Below are 14,582 nucleotides of genomic sequence, written 5' to 3' on the forward strand. Positions count from 1 at the left end.
TCAGCCTTGACTAATCCAGGAGATAATCTCTGGTAATTGAAGTCACAATTTAGGTAAATACAAAATTACCAGAATCTAGTTAATTTACAGGATATTAAAGAGTGGAGTTTAGCTACTATTTATTGTCCTGCATAATATTCGTCGAAAGTCTCATAACCAATATCCGTTTTGTATAGTTGACATTGATTGGTAATTTCTTTCATTAATGACCAAGAAAACTGACATTCATCATGTAGATAAGGTTGCCAATTCTCTTTAATGCTGCTGTAAGCTAGCCGCAAATTATAGGAGGGAATAGCTGTAGAAATATGATGAGGAACGTGAACATTGATATCGTGGCAGAGAATTTCTACCCACCGAGGATAATCACAGTGAATAGTACCAAATAGCTGTGCTAGGGCTTCGTTCCACTGGTTAGCTGTTTTAAAAGGAACATCTGGTGCAGTGTGATGAACGATGGTGAAGGTACTCATCCAAAAATGGTAAACCATCCAGGGTAAGAGCCAAAACTTGACAAATCCCCAAATACCTGTGGTGGCAATTAACAGAGGAAATGCGATCGCTGCAAACACGACTACTACAGCCACCGAAAGTTTCACACTTGATTGGTCTTTAGTTTTGAAGTTCCGGGCATCAAAATGCACTACTGCCCAATGTCCAATGGAACCTACCCACCACAGACGCTTACGCATGAAGCCTTCAAAAGCTGATTGTCTGAAAGGTGTCCAATTGGCAAACACATTAGTTCTAATGGGATGCCAAGCATTATCCTCATCCAACTTATTGGTATGAGCATGATGATAATTATGCTTAATCCGCCAACTGTGAAAGGGGTAAATTAAGGGAGCCATAAATATGTGTCCCACTAAATCATTTACCCAACGACGTTTGGCAAAAGACCTGTGACCGCAATCATGGCCGATCACAAAAAAACCTGTTAAAGCCGTGCCTGTAAAAATCCAAGCTACGGGTAAGAGAAACCACGGACTGATTGCCAGAAAACAGTAGCCAAGGGAGACCATCAAGACACTGAGTAGAGCCTGTGTCCAAGCTTTGCGGCTGTTTTTCTCAAAACATTCCCGTGGCAAACTTTTGATAATATCTTTGAGTTTCAGGCTGGAATCACCAAGGTCTTCACCTAGTTTCTGGCTGTTGATTATTGATGTAGTCATGAACACCTGTAAAACAGTATGCTTTACAACCAAGTCACCAAAAAGGTGGCTGGCCGCAAAGTTTCTTAATATTAGCGTCTCAGATTATAACAACCTGAGCTACACAAGCGCACTATTAAATAGTGCTTGGAGATAATTTTCTCCGATTGTGCATGGTTATGAATTGCTGGTAGAAATTACTTTTGCGCCAATAGTGAATAAATTCAGTAATTTATCCACTATTAGACAATAACCTGGAATTTACTGCTTTCTATCTGCCAATTTCACATTGGTAGCTAGACCGAATAGTTGCAACAATTGAATTGTCATCCAAGTTAAATCGATTTCCCACCATTCCAGCCCGTGACGAGCTGAGTATTGAAAAGCGTGGTGGTTATTATGCCAGCCTTCACCAAATACTAGCACGGCAACCCACCAGCAGTTGGTGGAGCGATCGCCTGAATCATAACTGCGATAACCAAATTTGTGAGTAGCGCTGTTCACCAGCCAAGTGCAATGGTAAACCCACACAATGCGAGCAAATACGCCCCAAACCACGAAAGACCAACCACCCAAATACATGAGTAATAAACCCAGTGCTACCTGGATCAAAATGAAATATTTTTGTAAAAACTGATAAACTGGGTCTTCGGCAAGATCCTTGGTAAAACGAGGAACATCAGCGTGAGAGGGAGAGTGATAAATTAACCAACCCATGTGACTCCACCAGAAACCTTTATTGGAATCGTGAGGATCTGGGTCAGTATCAGAATGTACGTGATGAATGCGATGTGTCCCGATCCACTCAATTGGACCGCCTTGACAGGCCAACGTCCCGCAAAAGACTAAGAAATATTCCAGCCATTTGGGAGTTTGAAAACTGCGGTGAGTCACCAGACGGTGAAATCCCAGGGTAATCCCTAATCCCCCGGTGATCCAGTAAAGCAATAAAGCCACACCAACCGCATTCCAGCTAAAGTTACTGGGAAGAAAAGCAAACAAAGCGCCGATGTGCAGAGCTAGGAAAAACAGGGTATTTACCCAGTTAATTTGAAGTTTCGTTGAAGTAGCAATTGTCATGCAATAACCCGATTTGAAATTATCTAACCTAATCTGCGTGATTGGAAAATCCGCATATCTATAATTTTTTCTAAAAGAGGAACTAATGAATAGCTTAGAACAGCTGCGGCAAGCAGAACAGGCACTAATAGAGATTTTTTCTGGAATTGATGCTCAGGTCAAGCATAATCTCAAAAGAGTTCTAGATGCCTTTCGTAATCACCGTGTAGGCGCACACCATTTTGCTGGTGTGAGTGGTTATGGTCACGATGATCTAGGACGAGAAACTTTAGATAAAGTTTTCGCCGAAGTTATGGGTGCGGAAGCAGCAGCTGTGCGAGTGCAGTTTGTTTCAGGAACTCATGCGATCGCGTGCGGCTTATTTGGTGTTCTCCGTCCTGGAGATGAAATGTTAGCAGTAGTCGGTTCTCCCTACGATACGCTCGAAGAAGTCATTGGTTTACGGGGTAAAGGCCAAGGCTCCCTTATTGAGTTTGGCATAAATTACCGCCAATTGGAGCTAACTCCCCAAGGAACTATAGATTGGCAAACCCTAAATCATAGCGTAACTGACAACACCCGTTTAGTATTAATCCAGCGCTCTTGCGGCTACTCCTGGCGACCAAGTTTATCCATAGCGGATATAGAAAAAATTGTTCATCTAGTTAAACAGCAAAACCCCAACACAGTCTGCTTTGTAGATAACTGTTATGGCGAATTTATTGAAACCAAAGAACCCACAGAGGTCGGTGTGGATTTAATGGCGGGGTCATTGATTAAAAATCCTGGGGGAACAATTGTCACAGCTGGCGGTTATGTTGCTGGTCGGGCTGACTTAGTGGAGTCCGCCGCTTGTCGTTTAACTGCTCCTGGTATTGGTAGTTATGGTGGTGCGACCTTTGACCAAAATCGGTTGCTTTTTCAGGGGCTATTTTTAGCTCCCCAGATGGTAGGGGAGGCGATGAAGGGGACTCACTTAACTGGTTACGTCTTCGATAAATTAGGTTATCCCGTAAATCCCGCACCCCTTGCGCCCCGTGGGGATGTGATTCAGGCGATTAAATTGGGTTCTGCTGCTAAGTTAATTGCTTTTTGTAAGGCGATTCAGCAGCATTCGCCAGTGGGTTCTTATCTTGAACCTATTCCCGATGAGATACCGGGGTATGAGAGCCAGGTAGTGATGGCTGGGGGGACGTTTATTGAGGGGAGTACTTTGGAGTTTTCGGCGGATGGTCCTTTGCGTGAGCCTTATGTGGTTTATTGTCAGGGGGGGACTCATTGGACTCATGTGGCGATCGCTTTGGAGGCGGCGATGGAGGCTGTGGGTTTTAAGAGTTAAGATAATTGCACGCAGAGACGCAGAGGCGCGGAGAAGAATGATTGAGAATGAGATTACGGGGGAGATTGTGGATGCTGCTTACAAGGTTCATGTGAGTTTGGGACCTGGGTTGTTGGAATCTGTTTATGAGACAGTTCTAGATTTGGAGTTACGGAGGCGCAAGTTACAAGTGAGGAGACAGGTATTGATTCCAGTCATGTATGAGGGTATACGCTTGGATGAAGGTTTTCGGGCTGATTTAATTGTCGAAGATAAAGTAATTGTTGAACTCAAATCAGTAGAAACCGTTCATCCAGTACACCACAAACAGCTACTAACCTATCTCCGACTTACTGATAAACGAGTGGGATTGCTAATCAACTTCAACGTCTCACTCATCAAAGAAGGAATCTCAAGAGTAGTTAATAACCTCTAAAAAACCTCCCCTCCTCCTCTCTGCGCCTCTGCGCCTCTGCGTGACATTTTACTCCGGTAACTTATACTCCCCCACAATCCTCTTAGCAAACTCCGGTACATGAGCCTCTAACTTCTCAGGATAATTCCGCTTCACATACAAATAATTGCGCGTAAAGTGGGAATCAATGGAAAACCGCCCATACTCCAAGCCCTTCGGACCAATTCTTTCAATCACCACACCCATCAATTTCGCCGCCCACATCGGTAGAGTCACGCCCTTATCGTAAGCAGGAATACTCTGTTGTACAGCTTCTTTCCTGTTCCCTTGGGACATCACGGGCTGGGTGTCTAACTGGTCTTGCACCAAGTCCAGCATCTCCTTCCCTGTATCATTTCTGACTACAATCCACTGCCAGCCAAAGGGTGCGCCCATGTAACCCACGACTAAATCTGCTAGGGAATTAACGTAATCAAAGCAAGTCATACAGGAGGGCGCAAACACATCTTTAAGTTTATTTGTCTTCAAACCAAAGAAAGGTACGGTTTCTGTGGAACCATCTTCATGTTTGAAGTGAACTCGGAAATCTTGCATAAATTCATAATGCACCACAGTCTCCGGTGAACGGCTGGTGGTTTCTAAGAATTTTTGTAGTCCGGCGCGGGTAACGTTATCTACACAGGGTGTACCTAAAACATATAATTTTTCTAAACCGAGTTGTTTTTCTACGGCTCTGAGTGCTTGAATTTGACAACCAACACCAATTACCAATAATCTTTTCATCCCCGATTTTTCTATTTCTTCTAAAACAGAAAGGTTGGGGGATAATGTTGGTTTATTTACTCTAGCTGCCAGTATTTCTTCTGGGGTACGGGCGATAACTGGCATGGGTTGAAAGCGGTCTTCTTTGGTATTTTGGACGCAGACCACACCTTCTACTAAGCCACGATTCAGCATTTCAATGGCAATGCTACTGACAATACCTGTCCATTGTGCGCCTTCTATAGGCTGCTGTTTGCGGGCGGCGATCATGTCTTGATGAACACCAAAGTAGAGTTCATTTTCGTTGTCGAGGTCGCGCGATCGCTTGTGGGTTTCTGTTTCCAGTCCCTCTATCTGCTGATTAAGAAATGCACAGGCTTCCTTGACATAGTGAATATAATATGTATCACACAGTCCACACTCGCTACAGAGTTCTTTCGCCGGGGGGCGACTATTCGGTTTCAGGGCTTTGGCTTTTTTGTGAGGAGAAACTGAGGTCATATTCAGCGCAATTTGTAATTTTAAAACTTAAGATAGCGGAATGCTGTATTTTACACAAAATTTCCTAGCAATTCTATAGGTTGACTATCAGGGAAGCGTGACGGGTAAATAAAGTTAATTAAATGCTGAAAACCGGAGTGGGAAGCAGTCTAATAATTTACTGATAGAAATACTATTTATTTAGAATTAACTGATTTAAAATTAAATTGCCAAAACCAAGTTACTCAAATTACCTCCTTTGCTACAACTGCTTAAATTAAAATGAAACCAACCCAAACAGGCGCAGCATTCATCGCCGGCGGAAGTATCGCTGGTGCGGGTATATCTTCAGCAGTTGGCGGAATCGGAATTGTCGGTGGCTTTGGCGGTGTAGGAATTGGGGTAACTCCCGTAGTTGCGGCTGGCGCTGTGGCTGGTGCGGCTGTTTATGGTGCTTTCCAAGCTGTAGCAGAGGGGGATACAGGCGGTTTCGCTGCAATGGGAATGGGTGCAGTTGGTGGTGTAGGATTTTCTAGCGTCGTGGGTGGAATGGGATTTGTTGTACCCAAAGTCGGTTTAGCATTTGGTATTGGTACGGTTCCGATGGCGGGAATGGGCGCAGTGGTGGGACTTACAGGTTATGCGATCGCCAAAATTTTAGACGAATCTCAAGTTAAGGAAACCCCCTTTCAAGTTCTGGAAAGGATGGAAGAAAAAGTCTTAGAAATGGACTACTATTCTGCCGCACTCATGGAGTTAAATGGTGCGGATCTCAATCAAAAATTCGCCACTTTGGAAATTGAGGATGAGTTACAAACACTCAAAGCGAAGGTAAAGCAGAAAGTTGCACCTCCTAAATCTCAACCTCCTAAAATTGAACCCGAAATATTACCAAAAACAACCCAAACGCGGGAAACTTGGAGATGTGTACAAACTTTTAAAGGTCACTCAGCAGCAGTTAATGCTTTAGCTATCTCTCATGATGGTAAAACTTTTATTAGTGGAAGTGATGATAGAACAGTTTCTTGGTGGGATTTAAACACTGGTAAACGCTTATATACTTTTTATGGACAAGCCGAAGCAGTGTTATCTGTAGCTATCAGCCCTGATAGTCAGCAAATTATTAGCGGTAGTGCGGATCGGAAAATCAGCAAATGGCAATTAGATACAAAACAATATCATCGGACATTCTCTTATTTAAATTCTCCCTATAGTCATAATGGCTTTGTTAACTCACTTACCTATAGTAGAGATGGCAGAATAATTATTAGTGCTAGTACAGATAAAACCATGAGAATTTGGGGAGGTTATACAGGTAATCTGAAACGGATATTGAATGGACATACTGACACAGTATATGATGTGGCGATTAGTCCAGACTCCCAGATTCTTGTTAGTACCAGTAAAGATAAAACTATCAGAATTTGGAATTTAGAAACTGCTACAGAACGCTGTATCTTAACTCAAAATCCACCAGCGAAGACAATCATTATTAGTCCTGACGGTCAAACTCTCATTAGTGGAAGCCAAGACAGCACTATTAAGCTATGGAATCTTCAAACTGGGAAATTATGCTGTACTTTGAAGGGAAACACCACGGCGATTGTTTCACTAGCTATTCATCCTGATGGAAAAACCCTCGCCAGTAGCAGTAGAGATGGTGTAATTCAACTGTGGAATTTACAAACTGGGGAAGTAATTCAAATTCTAACTGGGTTTAGTCCCCTTGCATTTAGTCCAGATGGTAAAACCCTATTAAGTGGCGAGAAAAATGGTGCAATTAAAATGTGGCGACAAATGGAACATGATGATCATTGCATTCTCACCCTATCTGGGAAATGGTGGGAAGTCTTAGGTGTCGATGAAGACACTACTCCAGAAAATGTTAAATCTGCTTATCTTCGATTAGCGAGATTATATCATCCTGATATTAACAGTTCAGCCGATGCCAAAACTTTGATGCAGACAATTAATCACGCATATCAAGAATTTCAGAGATAACAGCATAAAATACAGAACCTCACCTCAACGCTTACGAAACGAAAGATTTTGATATTTCTCAGCCATCAATTAACTGCATCAAAAGATTCCCCTCTCTTCCTCTGTGTACTCTGCGCCTCTGTGGTTCGTTTTAACTCAGCAATTAATAAATAATAAATTAATTTCTTATATGCCTAAAATGTTAGCCTAGTTACTGAAATTAGTTTGAATTTAAGAAAAAATACCCAATTCTTGAGCTTAACTTAATCATGCTGTGATCTTGATTATTCAGATTTTATAATTGTCTAAATTATGACTGCATATTAGTGTAATGATTTCCTGTTTTTTTTGATAAAACCTGTATCCACGTTAAGTTATGTACTATATATATATTTAAACTGTAGTCCCAAAACATGACTATGTATACATAATTTTAGTAAAATATACCCTGATTTAGTAGTATTCATATCTCATGATTTTTAGATTTTATATTGCATATTCTGTAAAAACATTATAAATTATAAAATTATAGGGGAATAATCTTACTAGTCTTCTAAAACTGAATTTTGATTAAGTAAATCTACAGGACATAGCTAAAACTACACACACCTTGAGCGGTAACGGAAAGATATGATTGTTAGCTCAAGCCAAGTTATGGATGTACAGACAAGAGACAGAATTATCTGGGAATATATGGTGTGGCTGTTTTTAGGAAAAATAACGCTGCTTGATTCCAAAAATACCTACCTAAGATTCACCAAAAAATAATTGATGAAAATCAGCTAACTGGAGATGTACTTGCAGAGGAATTAGTAGCTTAAGTTATTATTTATAAGTTATTTTTCCCTGAAATTTACTATTCAAAAGATGGTTTTTGTTATGCTAAAAATAGCATCAAGCATCAATAAAGGCGCATCTACGCAAAATTCACCCCATGCATGGAGTTACTCTAGTGATGCCAATACATGAATTAGTAACAGATGAGAATATAGAAGAAGCAGCATGGCAAGCGCTGGAGAAGTCAATTCTCTATTATAAAGGTCGCCCCATTGGAACTTTAGCTGCCTATGATCCATCTGTCGAAGCACTGAATTATGATCAGTGTTTTGTCCGCGATTTTGTTTCTTCAGCTTTAATCTTTTTGATCAAAGGGAGAACCGATATTGTACGGAACTTCCTAGAAGAAACTTTGAAGTTGCAGCCTAAAGAAAGAGAATTAGATGCATATAAGCCTGGGCGCGGTTTAATTCCAGCTAGCTTTAAAGTTGTATCAGAAAATGGAGAGGAACATTTAGAAGCGGATTTTGGGGAACACGCGATCGCTAGAGTCACCCCAGTAGATTCTTGTCTATGGTGGATTATTGTGTTGCGTGCTTATATAGTCGCCACCCAAGATTATTCCATCGCCCACCAACCTGATTTTCAAAATGGTATCAGGCTAATTATGGAAATTTGCTTGGCCAATCGCTTTGATATGTACCCCACCCTCTTGGTTCCCGATGGTGCTTGTATGATTGACCGTCGGATGGGTATTTATGGTCATCCTCTAGAACTCCAGGTGTTATTCTATTCGGCTCTGCGTGGAGCGCGTGAGATGCTGATTTGTGAGGACAATCAAGATATAGTTGCAGCGATTAATAATCGCTTACCACTTTTATGCGCTCATATGCGCCAGCATTATTGGATAGATATTAATCGCCTAAATACCATTTATCGTTTCAAGAGTGAAGAATATGGTAAAGGCGCAGTCAATCTATTTAATATCTATGTAGACTCTCTTCCCTATTACGAATTAGACAAATGGCTACCGCGCAAAGGTGGTTATTTAGCCGGGAATATCGGTCCATCACAGTTTGATACTCGTTTCTTTACACTGGGTAACTTGATGGCGATTATTTCTGATTTAGCGACGGAAGAACAGTCACAAGCAATTATGACTTTGATAGAGGACAGATGGGACGATTTAGTGGGAGATATGCCGATGAAAATCTGTTTCCCTGCCTTAGAAAATGAAGAATATAGAATTGTGACTGGGTGTGACCCTAAAAATATTCCTTGGTCTTATCATAATGCTGGTAGTTGGCCTGTATTAATGTGGATGTTTGCAGCAGCATCTGTGAAAACTAATAAGACTGGTTTAGCGAGAAAGACTCTTGAAATTTCTAAAGCTAGGTTGATTGAAGATGAATGGCCAGAATATTATGACGGTAAGAAAGGGCGTTTAATTGGCAAACAAGCTAGAAAATATCAAACTTGGACAATTGCTGGTTTCTTGTTGGCAAAAGAACTGATAGATAATCCCAATTATTTACCATTAGTCAGTTTTGATAAATTACCACCTGAAGCTATTTCTCGCGCCTGTGAGTTTGAAGTTGGTAGTGTAGAAACTTTCTGACCTCACTAGGAGGCATCACTAGATTAATTATATTAATATGGTGAAACTGAATGCAGTAATACTTCAAATTAAGTATGAAATCTGTCCAAATTAAACATTATTTTTAAAACCCCTTTGTATTTACATGGGGGTTTTATTTCTTCTGAATTGCTCTTAGTGATCACTTTAAAAATAGAGGCTATGGAACAATAATATAAATGAGAAAATTGGCTTGTCATGAGAGTGTTGACTGTGGAAAATTATCCTAGCTACAGTGTGGAAAAATACTAGTTAAGGATATATTACTCATGACATTAAAAAGTATTGAAGTGGCAAGTAATAACAGATTTTACCTCTTGCTAAAATCCCATTAATGGAGCGTTTCTCGTGATGAAAAGAGAGGAATTAGTTATAGTTGATGATTTAGAGAAACAAGCATGGGAACTTTTAGAAAAATCAATTATTAATTACCAAGGTCGTCCTGTAGGTATCATAGCTGCTTATGATCCTACACAGAAAGTTTTAAATCATGACCATTGTTTTATTAGGGATTTTGTCCCGTCGGCATTACTGTTTTTAATTAAAGGTAAATATGATATTGTTCGTAATTTTTTAGAAGAAACTTTAAAGTTACAGCCCAAAAAAGGTCTATTTGATGCTTATATACCTGGCCAAGGTTTGATACCAGGTAGTTTTAAGGTTGTATCAAAAAATGGTTACGACACTTTAGAGCCTGATTTTGGGGAACACGCGATTGGTAAAGTTACCCCAGTAGATTCTTGTCTGTGGTGGGTGATTCTACTATACGCTTATGTGAAAGCAACAAAAGATATACGTTTCGCTTTGCAGTCAGAATTTCAGCAAGGAATCATGTTAATCATGGAACTTTGCTTGGCGACTCGGTTTGATATGTATCCGACGTTGTTAGTTCCCGATGGGGCTTGCATGATTTATCGGCGGATGGGTATCTATGGTTATCCTTTGGAAATTCAAGCCCTATTTTATGCAGCGTTGCGGTCTGCACGCAAGTTGTTGATTTGTGCAGGTAATGAAAAAATTGTTATCGGGATTGATAACCGCTTACCTCTATTGAGAGATCATATTCGTCATCACTATTGGATTGATATGAAGCGATTGAATGTGATTTATCGCTTTAAGGGTGAAGAATATGGAGAGTCAGCAGTCAATCAATTTAATATCTATCCTGATTCTATTCCCTATGCTGATTTGGCGATATGGTTACCTAAACATGGTGGTTACTTAGCAGGTAATGTTGGTCCTTCGCAATTAGATACCCGCTTTTTTGCATTGGGAAATATGATGGCGATTATTTCTTCTCTAACCAGTGAACAACAATCCCAAGCTATTATGAACCTGATTGAAGAACAGTGGGATGATTTGGTGGGAGAAATGCCTATGAAAATCTGTTTTCCATCTGTAGAAAAGGAAGAATATAGAATTTTTACGGGATCTGATCCTAGAAATCTGCCTTGGTCATATCATAATGCTGGTAGTTGGCCTGTATTATTGTGGTCTTTGATTGCTGCGGCGCAAAAAATAGGTAGAACTGATATTGCTGACCGCGCCTGGAAAATTGCTGAAACACGTTTGAGTCAAGATAATTGGCCGGAATATTACGATGGTACGCGGGGGCTGTTAATTGGTAAGCAAGCGAGAAGATATCAAACTTGGACTGTTTCTGGCTTTTTGTTAGCTAAGGAGTTGATGCGAAATCCAGAGCATTTGGGTTTAATCAGTTTTGGTCAGTTTGATTTGGAGAATGCTTCTCAGTCTTGTGAGTTGTAAATTGTGGGAAATAATTAGAGTGATTAGCATAATTAAAATTAGTCAAAGTTTGATGTTCTGAAAACTTGGCGATCGCGTTATGCTCTGACTATGCGATCGCATTCGTTAAAATATTAAAATTTAGATATATTAAACATACATAATTTTGGACGCAGCCATAAATAGTGGCAATTTCTGTTGATTTTCTCTCACCTCTGCGGTTCAAATCATCTACTATATTTCATGACCAACCCCCGTCAAATAGCTTTTCAAGCCTTGCGAGATGTTCATAAAGGTGCTTATGCTGATGTCGCCCTCAATAGAGTGTTGCAAAAAGTTAGCTTACCCAATCACGATCGCCGTTTACTGACAGAATTAGTATATGGGAGTGTCAGAAGACAACGCACCCTGGATGCACTCATTGACCAACTAGCCAGCAAAAAATCTCACCAACAATCCAAAGACCTCCGCAGCATCCTACATCTGGGTTTATACCAACTACGGTATCAAGAGCGAATCCCCCCTTCCGCAGCTGTGAATACCACTGTGCAGTTAGCTAAGGAAAATGGCTTTTCTGGTCTGACGGGTTTTGTGAATGGTCTGTTGCGCCAATACATTCGACTAGGAGAGAAATTCCCAGAACCTTTAAAGTTAACCGAAAATCCAGTAGAGCGGTTGGGCATTTTATACAGTTTCCCTGATTGGATGATTCAGCTGTGGTTAGATGAATTGGGTTTGGCGGAAACAGAACAACTCTGCGATTGGATGAACCAAACACCGACCATTGATTTGCGAATTAATCCTCTGCGGACAACAATTGAGGAAGTTGAAGCGGCTTTGCAGACAGCTGGTGTGTTGGTGAAGCGAGTTCCTGATTTACCCCAAGCTTTACGATTAATTGGTAGTCCGGGGGCGATTCAAAATTTACCTGGTTTTAGTGAGGGTTGGTGGTCTGTACAAGACGCTAGCGCTCAACTGGTGGGTTATTTACTCAATCCCCAAGCTGGTGAAGTGGTGATTGATGCTTGTGCAGCACCTGGGGGAAAAACTACCCATATTGCCGAATTAATGGGGGATGAGGGGGAAATTTGGGCTTGCGATCGCACAGCCTCCCGATTGCGTAAACTGAAAGAAAATGCTCAAAGACTGCATTTACAATCTATTCAGATTTGTACAGGTGATAGTCGCAACTTACCGCAACTTTATCATAAAGGCGATCGCCTCCTACTCGATGCCCCATGCTCTGGCTTAGGAACCCTACATCGTCACGCCGATGCACGTTGGCGACAAACACCAGAATCTGTTCAGCAACTCTCAAGTTTACAAGCAGAACTTTTATCACATACATCTGAATTGGTCAAACCCGGCGGTGTACTTGTTTATGCCACCTGTACCCTACATCCAGCCGAAAACGAAGATGTGATTTCCACATTTCTAGCTCATCATCCCCATTGGCAAATTCAGCCTCCCATCAGTGATTCTGCCTATTCCACACCCCAAGGCTGGCTGAAAGTCTGGCCTCATCGACAGAACATGGATGGCTTTTTTATGGTGCGCTTAAGAAAAGCCAACGATTCCGAATGAATACTGTTTGTGATTGTACTATTTTGTTGAAGCCCCGAATCTACCGGCAGAGACAGCAATGGTTACTGATTCCCATGTAAAAAACTTAGTTAAAATTTTGATTGGTGCGGCTTGGATTGATGGTAAAATCCAGCCTGAAGAACGGCAATATCTGCGGGAAATAGCTCAAGCAAAAGGTTTGGCAACTGACCCAGAGATTAAACCTTGGCTATACGAATTGGTTCCTGTAAAACCGAAAGTATGTTACGCCTGGGTCGAAGAATATTTAGGCTCAAGCCCCAGTCTAGAAGATTGTGAAAATCTCATTGAAGCTATAAGTGGCTTAATTTATAGTGATGGCGAAGTCGCTGTTGAAGAAGCGCGGCTACTGACAAAAATACAGGAATTAACACAGCTGAGTCAATCCACTCTCCCAGTACATACAGCCTTGCTTAAACAAATTCAACAGCTTTATCGTCGTTGGGTTGATGTACAAAACTAACCCCTCAGTTATCAGTTATCAGTCAAGAGACATAATTGGATTTAAATCCTCCACATTATCCCTTGACATCTGTTCACTGTTAACTGTTCACTGTTAACTGTTTTAAGACTTCGGTTCACCCACACCCGGAGTTTCTTCTTTTTCAACTTGAGGTACAAAGTCAGGACGCTCTTTACTTTCCCAGCCCGCAGGTCGTTTAGAATTGTACCAAGCGATAGAACCAATAGTGACAGCAGCAATAAAACCAACCACATACACCAAAGTAAAAGCTAAGGGAAACTGGGAACCTTGGGCGGCTGCTTCAGCTGCTGTTTGCATTAATAAATTCATGAGTATATTCTCCTATTTTAAGCAACACTACTTAACACTCTATAAAAAAAGAGTATCACTTAAATCCACCCCAGGTTGGAAATACTTGATGTAGTGTTTGAAAAAATCAATTATCCGTCAAATACAATCAACATGGCTCATCACCAAAAACTACTCAAAATTTCCACCACTGGCAAAAGTTTTCAGAATATCACAGCCAAAATCGCCGCCATAGTTGCAGAGTCTGGTGTAGAAACTGGACTGTGTACCTTATTTTTACGCCACACTTCCGCCAGTTTAGTCATACAAGAAAACGCCGACCCAGATGTATTAGTCGATTTAGCCAACTTTATGAGCCAACTCGTCCCAGAATCCGGTAAATATATTCACGATGCTGAAGGTGCAGACGATATGCCAGCACATATTCGTACAGCATTGACCCATACCTCTGAGCATATTCCCATAAATCGCGGCCATTTAGTCCTGGGAACTTGGCAAGGCATTTATATTTGGGAACATCGTCAGCATAGTCATACTAGGGAATTAGTTGTCCACATTTCTAATTAGGGACTGGGGGAGGCGTGGGGAGTGTGGGAGGTGTGGGAGGTGTGGGGAGTGTGGGAGGTGTGGGAGGTGTGGGGAGTGTGGGAGGTGTGGGAGGTGTGGGAGGTGTGGGGAGTAAAGAATTTTGGATTTTGGAGAAAGCGATTTTAGATTGCAGTCTAATCCAAAATCTAAGACTAGAAAATGTATAAATTTTTGACACTCCTCAGCCTAAAGGCGAGAGGATTCTTCATTCATAGACCCAACTTGCTCATACAGGATTTCTCCAGTGCGAGTAGAGGTAGAATCTCCTGAAGCGTTCACCTCGACTACGCTCAGTG

At 41.3% G+C, this 14,582-nt stretch carries 13 protein-coding genes; 9 read left to right on the plus strand and 4 right to left on the minus strand.

All coding sequences use genetic code 11. The features are described 5' to 3' along the window. Positions 1-119: 119 nt before the first annotated feature. Together VB620_RS19460 and VB620_RS19465 are read right to left on the minus strand one after the other, a co-directional pair. Positions 120-1,172, minus strand: a complete 1,053-nt coding sequence (locus VB620_RS19460) for a fatty acid desaturase (RefSeq protein ID WP_323197804.1) — start codon at positions 1,170-1,172, stop codon at positions 120-122. A gap of 240 nt (positions 1,173-1,412) precedes the next feature. After that, complete coding sequence (locus VB620_RS19465; RefSeq protein WP_323197805.1) at positions 1,413-2,231, minus strand: acyl-CoA desaturase; 819 nt, start codon at positions 2,229-2,231, stop codon at positions 1,413-1,415. Positions 2,232-2,316: 85 nt separating this feature from the next. Between VB620_RS19465 and VB620_RS19470 the strand changes: the two genes are divergently transcribed. Next, positions 2,317-3,549, plus strand: coding sequence for a methionine gamma-lyase family protein (locus VB620_RS19470; protein WP_323197806.1), 1,233 nt, complete (start codon positions 2,317-2,319; stop codon positions 3,547-3,549). 37 nt (positions 3,550-3,586) lie between these two features. Further along, entirely contained in the window at positions 3,587-3,964 is a 378-nt protein-coding gene (locus VB620_RS19475) for a GxxExxY protein (RefSeq protein ID WP_323197807.1), read from the plus strand. Between the two features lie 48 nt (positions 3,965-4,012). Here VB620_RS19475 and VB620_RS19480 read toward each other — a convergent pair whose 3' ends face one another. Then, positions 4,013-5,206, minus strand: a complete 1,194-nt coding sequence (locus tag VB620_RS19480) for a Coenzyme F420 hydrogenase/dehydrogenase, beta subunit C-terminal domain (protein ID WP_323197808.1) — start codon at positions 5,204-5,206, stop codon at positions 4,013-4,015. A 261-nt stretch (positions 5,207-5,467) separates the two neighbouring features. Between VB620_RS19480 and VB620_RS19485 the strand changes: the two genes are divergently transcribed. The 5 genes from VB620_RS19485 to VB620_RS19505 all read left to right on the plus strand — a co-directional run bounded on the left by VB620_RS19485 (position 5,468) and on the right by VB620_RS19505 (position 13,389). Then, complete coding sequence (locus VB620_RS19485) at positions 5,468-7,186, plus strand: DnaJ domain-containing protein (RefSeq protein WP_323197809.1); 1,719 nt, start codon at positions 5,468-5,470, stop codon at positions 7,184-7,186. A 934-nt stretch (positions 7,187-8,120) separates the two neighbouring features. Further along, the gene (locus VB620_RS19490) at positions 8,121-9,560 is read left to right on the plus strand and encodes a glycoside hydrolase 100 family protein (RefSeq protein ID WP_323197816.1); all 1,440 of its coding nucleotides are present in this window, start codon (positions 8,121-8,123) and stop codon (positions 9,558-9,560) included. 369 nt (positions 9,561-9,929) lie between these two features. Beyond that, entirely contained in the window at positions 9,930-11,345 is a 1,416-nt protein-coding gene (locus tag VB620_RS19495) for a glycoside hydrolase 100 family protein (RefSeq protein WP_323197817.1), read from the plus strand. Positions 11,346-11,567: 222 nt separating this feature from the next. Next, positions 11,568-12,908, plus strand: coding sequence for a 16S rRNA (cytosine(967)-C(5))-methyltransferase (locus VB620_RS19500; RefSeq protein ID WP_323197810.1), 1,341 nt, complete (start codon positions 11,568-11,570; stop codon positions 12,906-12,908). Positions 12,909-12,966: 58 nt separating this feature from the next. Continuing rightward, the gene (locus tag VB620_RS19505) at positions 12,967-13,389 is read left to right on the plus strand and encodes a tellurite resistance TerB family protein (RefSeq protein WP_323197811.1); all 423 of its coding nucleotides are present in this window, start codon (positions 12,967-12,969) and stop codon (positions 13,387-13,389) included. A 102-nt stretch (positions 13,390-13,491) separates the two neighbouring features. Here the strand turns inward: VB620_RS19505 and psb35 are convergent, their stop codons facing one another. Further along, the gene (psb35, locus tag VB620_RS19510; RefSeq protein ID WP_323197812.1) at positions 13,492-13,719 is read right to left on the minus strand and encodes a photosystem II assembly protein Psb35; all 228 of its coding nucleotides are present in this window, start codon (positions 13,717-13,719) and stop codon (positions 13,492-13,494) included. 132 nt (positions 13,720-13,851) lie between these two features. On the opposite strand from psb35, the gene VB620_RS19515 reads away from it, so the two are divergent. After that, positions 13,852-14,265: a secondary thiamine-phosphate synthase enzyme YjbQ gene (locus VB620_RS19515; RefSeq protein ID WP_323197813.1), complete on the plus strand. Its 414-nt coding sequence runs from the start codon at positions 13,852-13,854 to the stop codon at positions 14,263-14,265. A gap of 14 nt (positions 14,266-14,279) precedes the next feature. Further along, the gene (locus VB620_RS19520) at positions 14,280-14,453 is read left to right on the plus strand and encodes a hypothetical protein (RefSeq protein ID WP_323197814.1); all 174 of its coding nucleotides are present in this window, start codon (positions 14,280-14,282) and stop codon (positions 14,451-14,453) included. The last annotated feature ends 129 nt before the right edge of the window (positions 14,454-14,582 follow it).

This window comes from Nodularia harveyana UHCC-0300 (genome assembly GCF_034931085.1).
Taxonomy (GTDB): domain Bacteria; phylum Cyanobacteriota; class Cyanobacteriia; order Cyanobacteriales; family Nostocaceae; genus Nodularia; species Nodularia harveyana.

Bases quoted from the DNA above. Each gene is read 5' to 3' on its own strand.
- VB620_RS19460 (WP_323197804.1), bottom strand. From the start codon at position 1,172: ATGACTACATCAATAATCAACAGCCAGAAACTAGGTGAAGACCTTGGT.
- VB620_RS19465 (WP_323197805.1), bottom strand. From the start codon at position 2,231: ATGACAATTGCTACTTCAACGAAACTTCAAATTAACTGGGTAAATACC.
- VB620_RS19470 (WP_323197806.1), top strand. From the start codon at position 2,317: ATGAATAGCTTAGAACAGCTGCGGCAAGCAGAACAGGCACTAATAGAG.
- VB620_RS19475 (WP_323197807.1), top strand. From the start codon at position 3,587: ATGATTGAGAATGAGATTACGGGGGAGATTGTGGATGCTGCTTACAAG.
- VB620_RS19480 (WP_323197808.1), bottom strand. From the start codon at position 5,206: ATGACCTCAGTTTCTCCTCACAAAAAAGCCAAAGCCCTGAAACCGAAT.
- VB620_RS19485 (WP_323197809.1), top strand. From the start codon at position 5,468: ATGAAACCAACCCAAACAGGCGCAGCATTCATCGCCGGCGGAAGTATC.
- VB620_RS19490 (WP_323197816.1), top strand. From the start codon at position 8,121: ATGCCAATACATGAATTAGTAACAGATGAGAATATAGAAGAAGCAGCA.
- VB620_RS19495 (WP_323197817.1), top strand. From the start codon at position 9,930: ATGAAAAGAGAGGAATTAGTTATAGTTGATGATTTAGAGAAACAAGCA.
- VB620_RS19500 (WP_323197810.1), top strand. From the start codon at position 11,568: ATGACCAACCCCCGTCAAATAGCTTTTCAAGCCTTGCGAGATGTTCAT.
- VB620_RS19505 (WP_323197811.1), top strand. From the start codon at position 12,967: ATGGTTACTGATTCCCATGTAAAAAACTTAGTTAAAATTTTGATTGGT.
- psb35 (WP_323197812.1), bottom strand. From the start codon at position 13,719: ATGAATTTATTAATGCAAACAGCAGCTGAAGCAGCCGCCCAAGGTTCC.
- VB620_RS19515 (WP_323197813.1), top strand. From the start codon at position 13,852: ATGGCTCATCACCAAAAACTACTCAAAATTTCCACCACTGGCAAAAGT.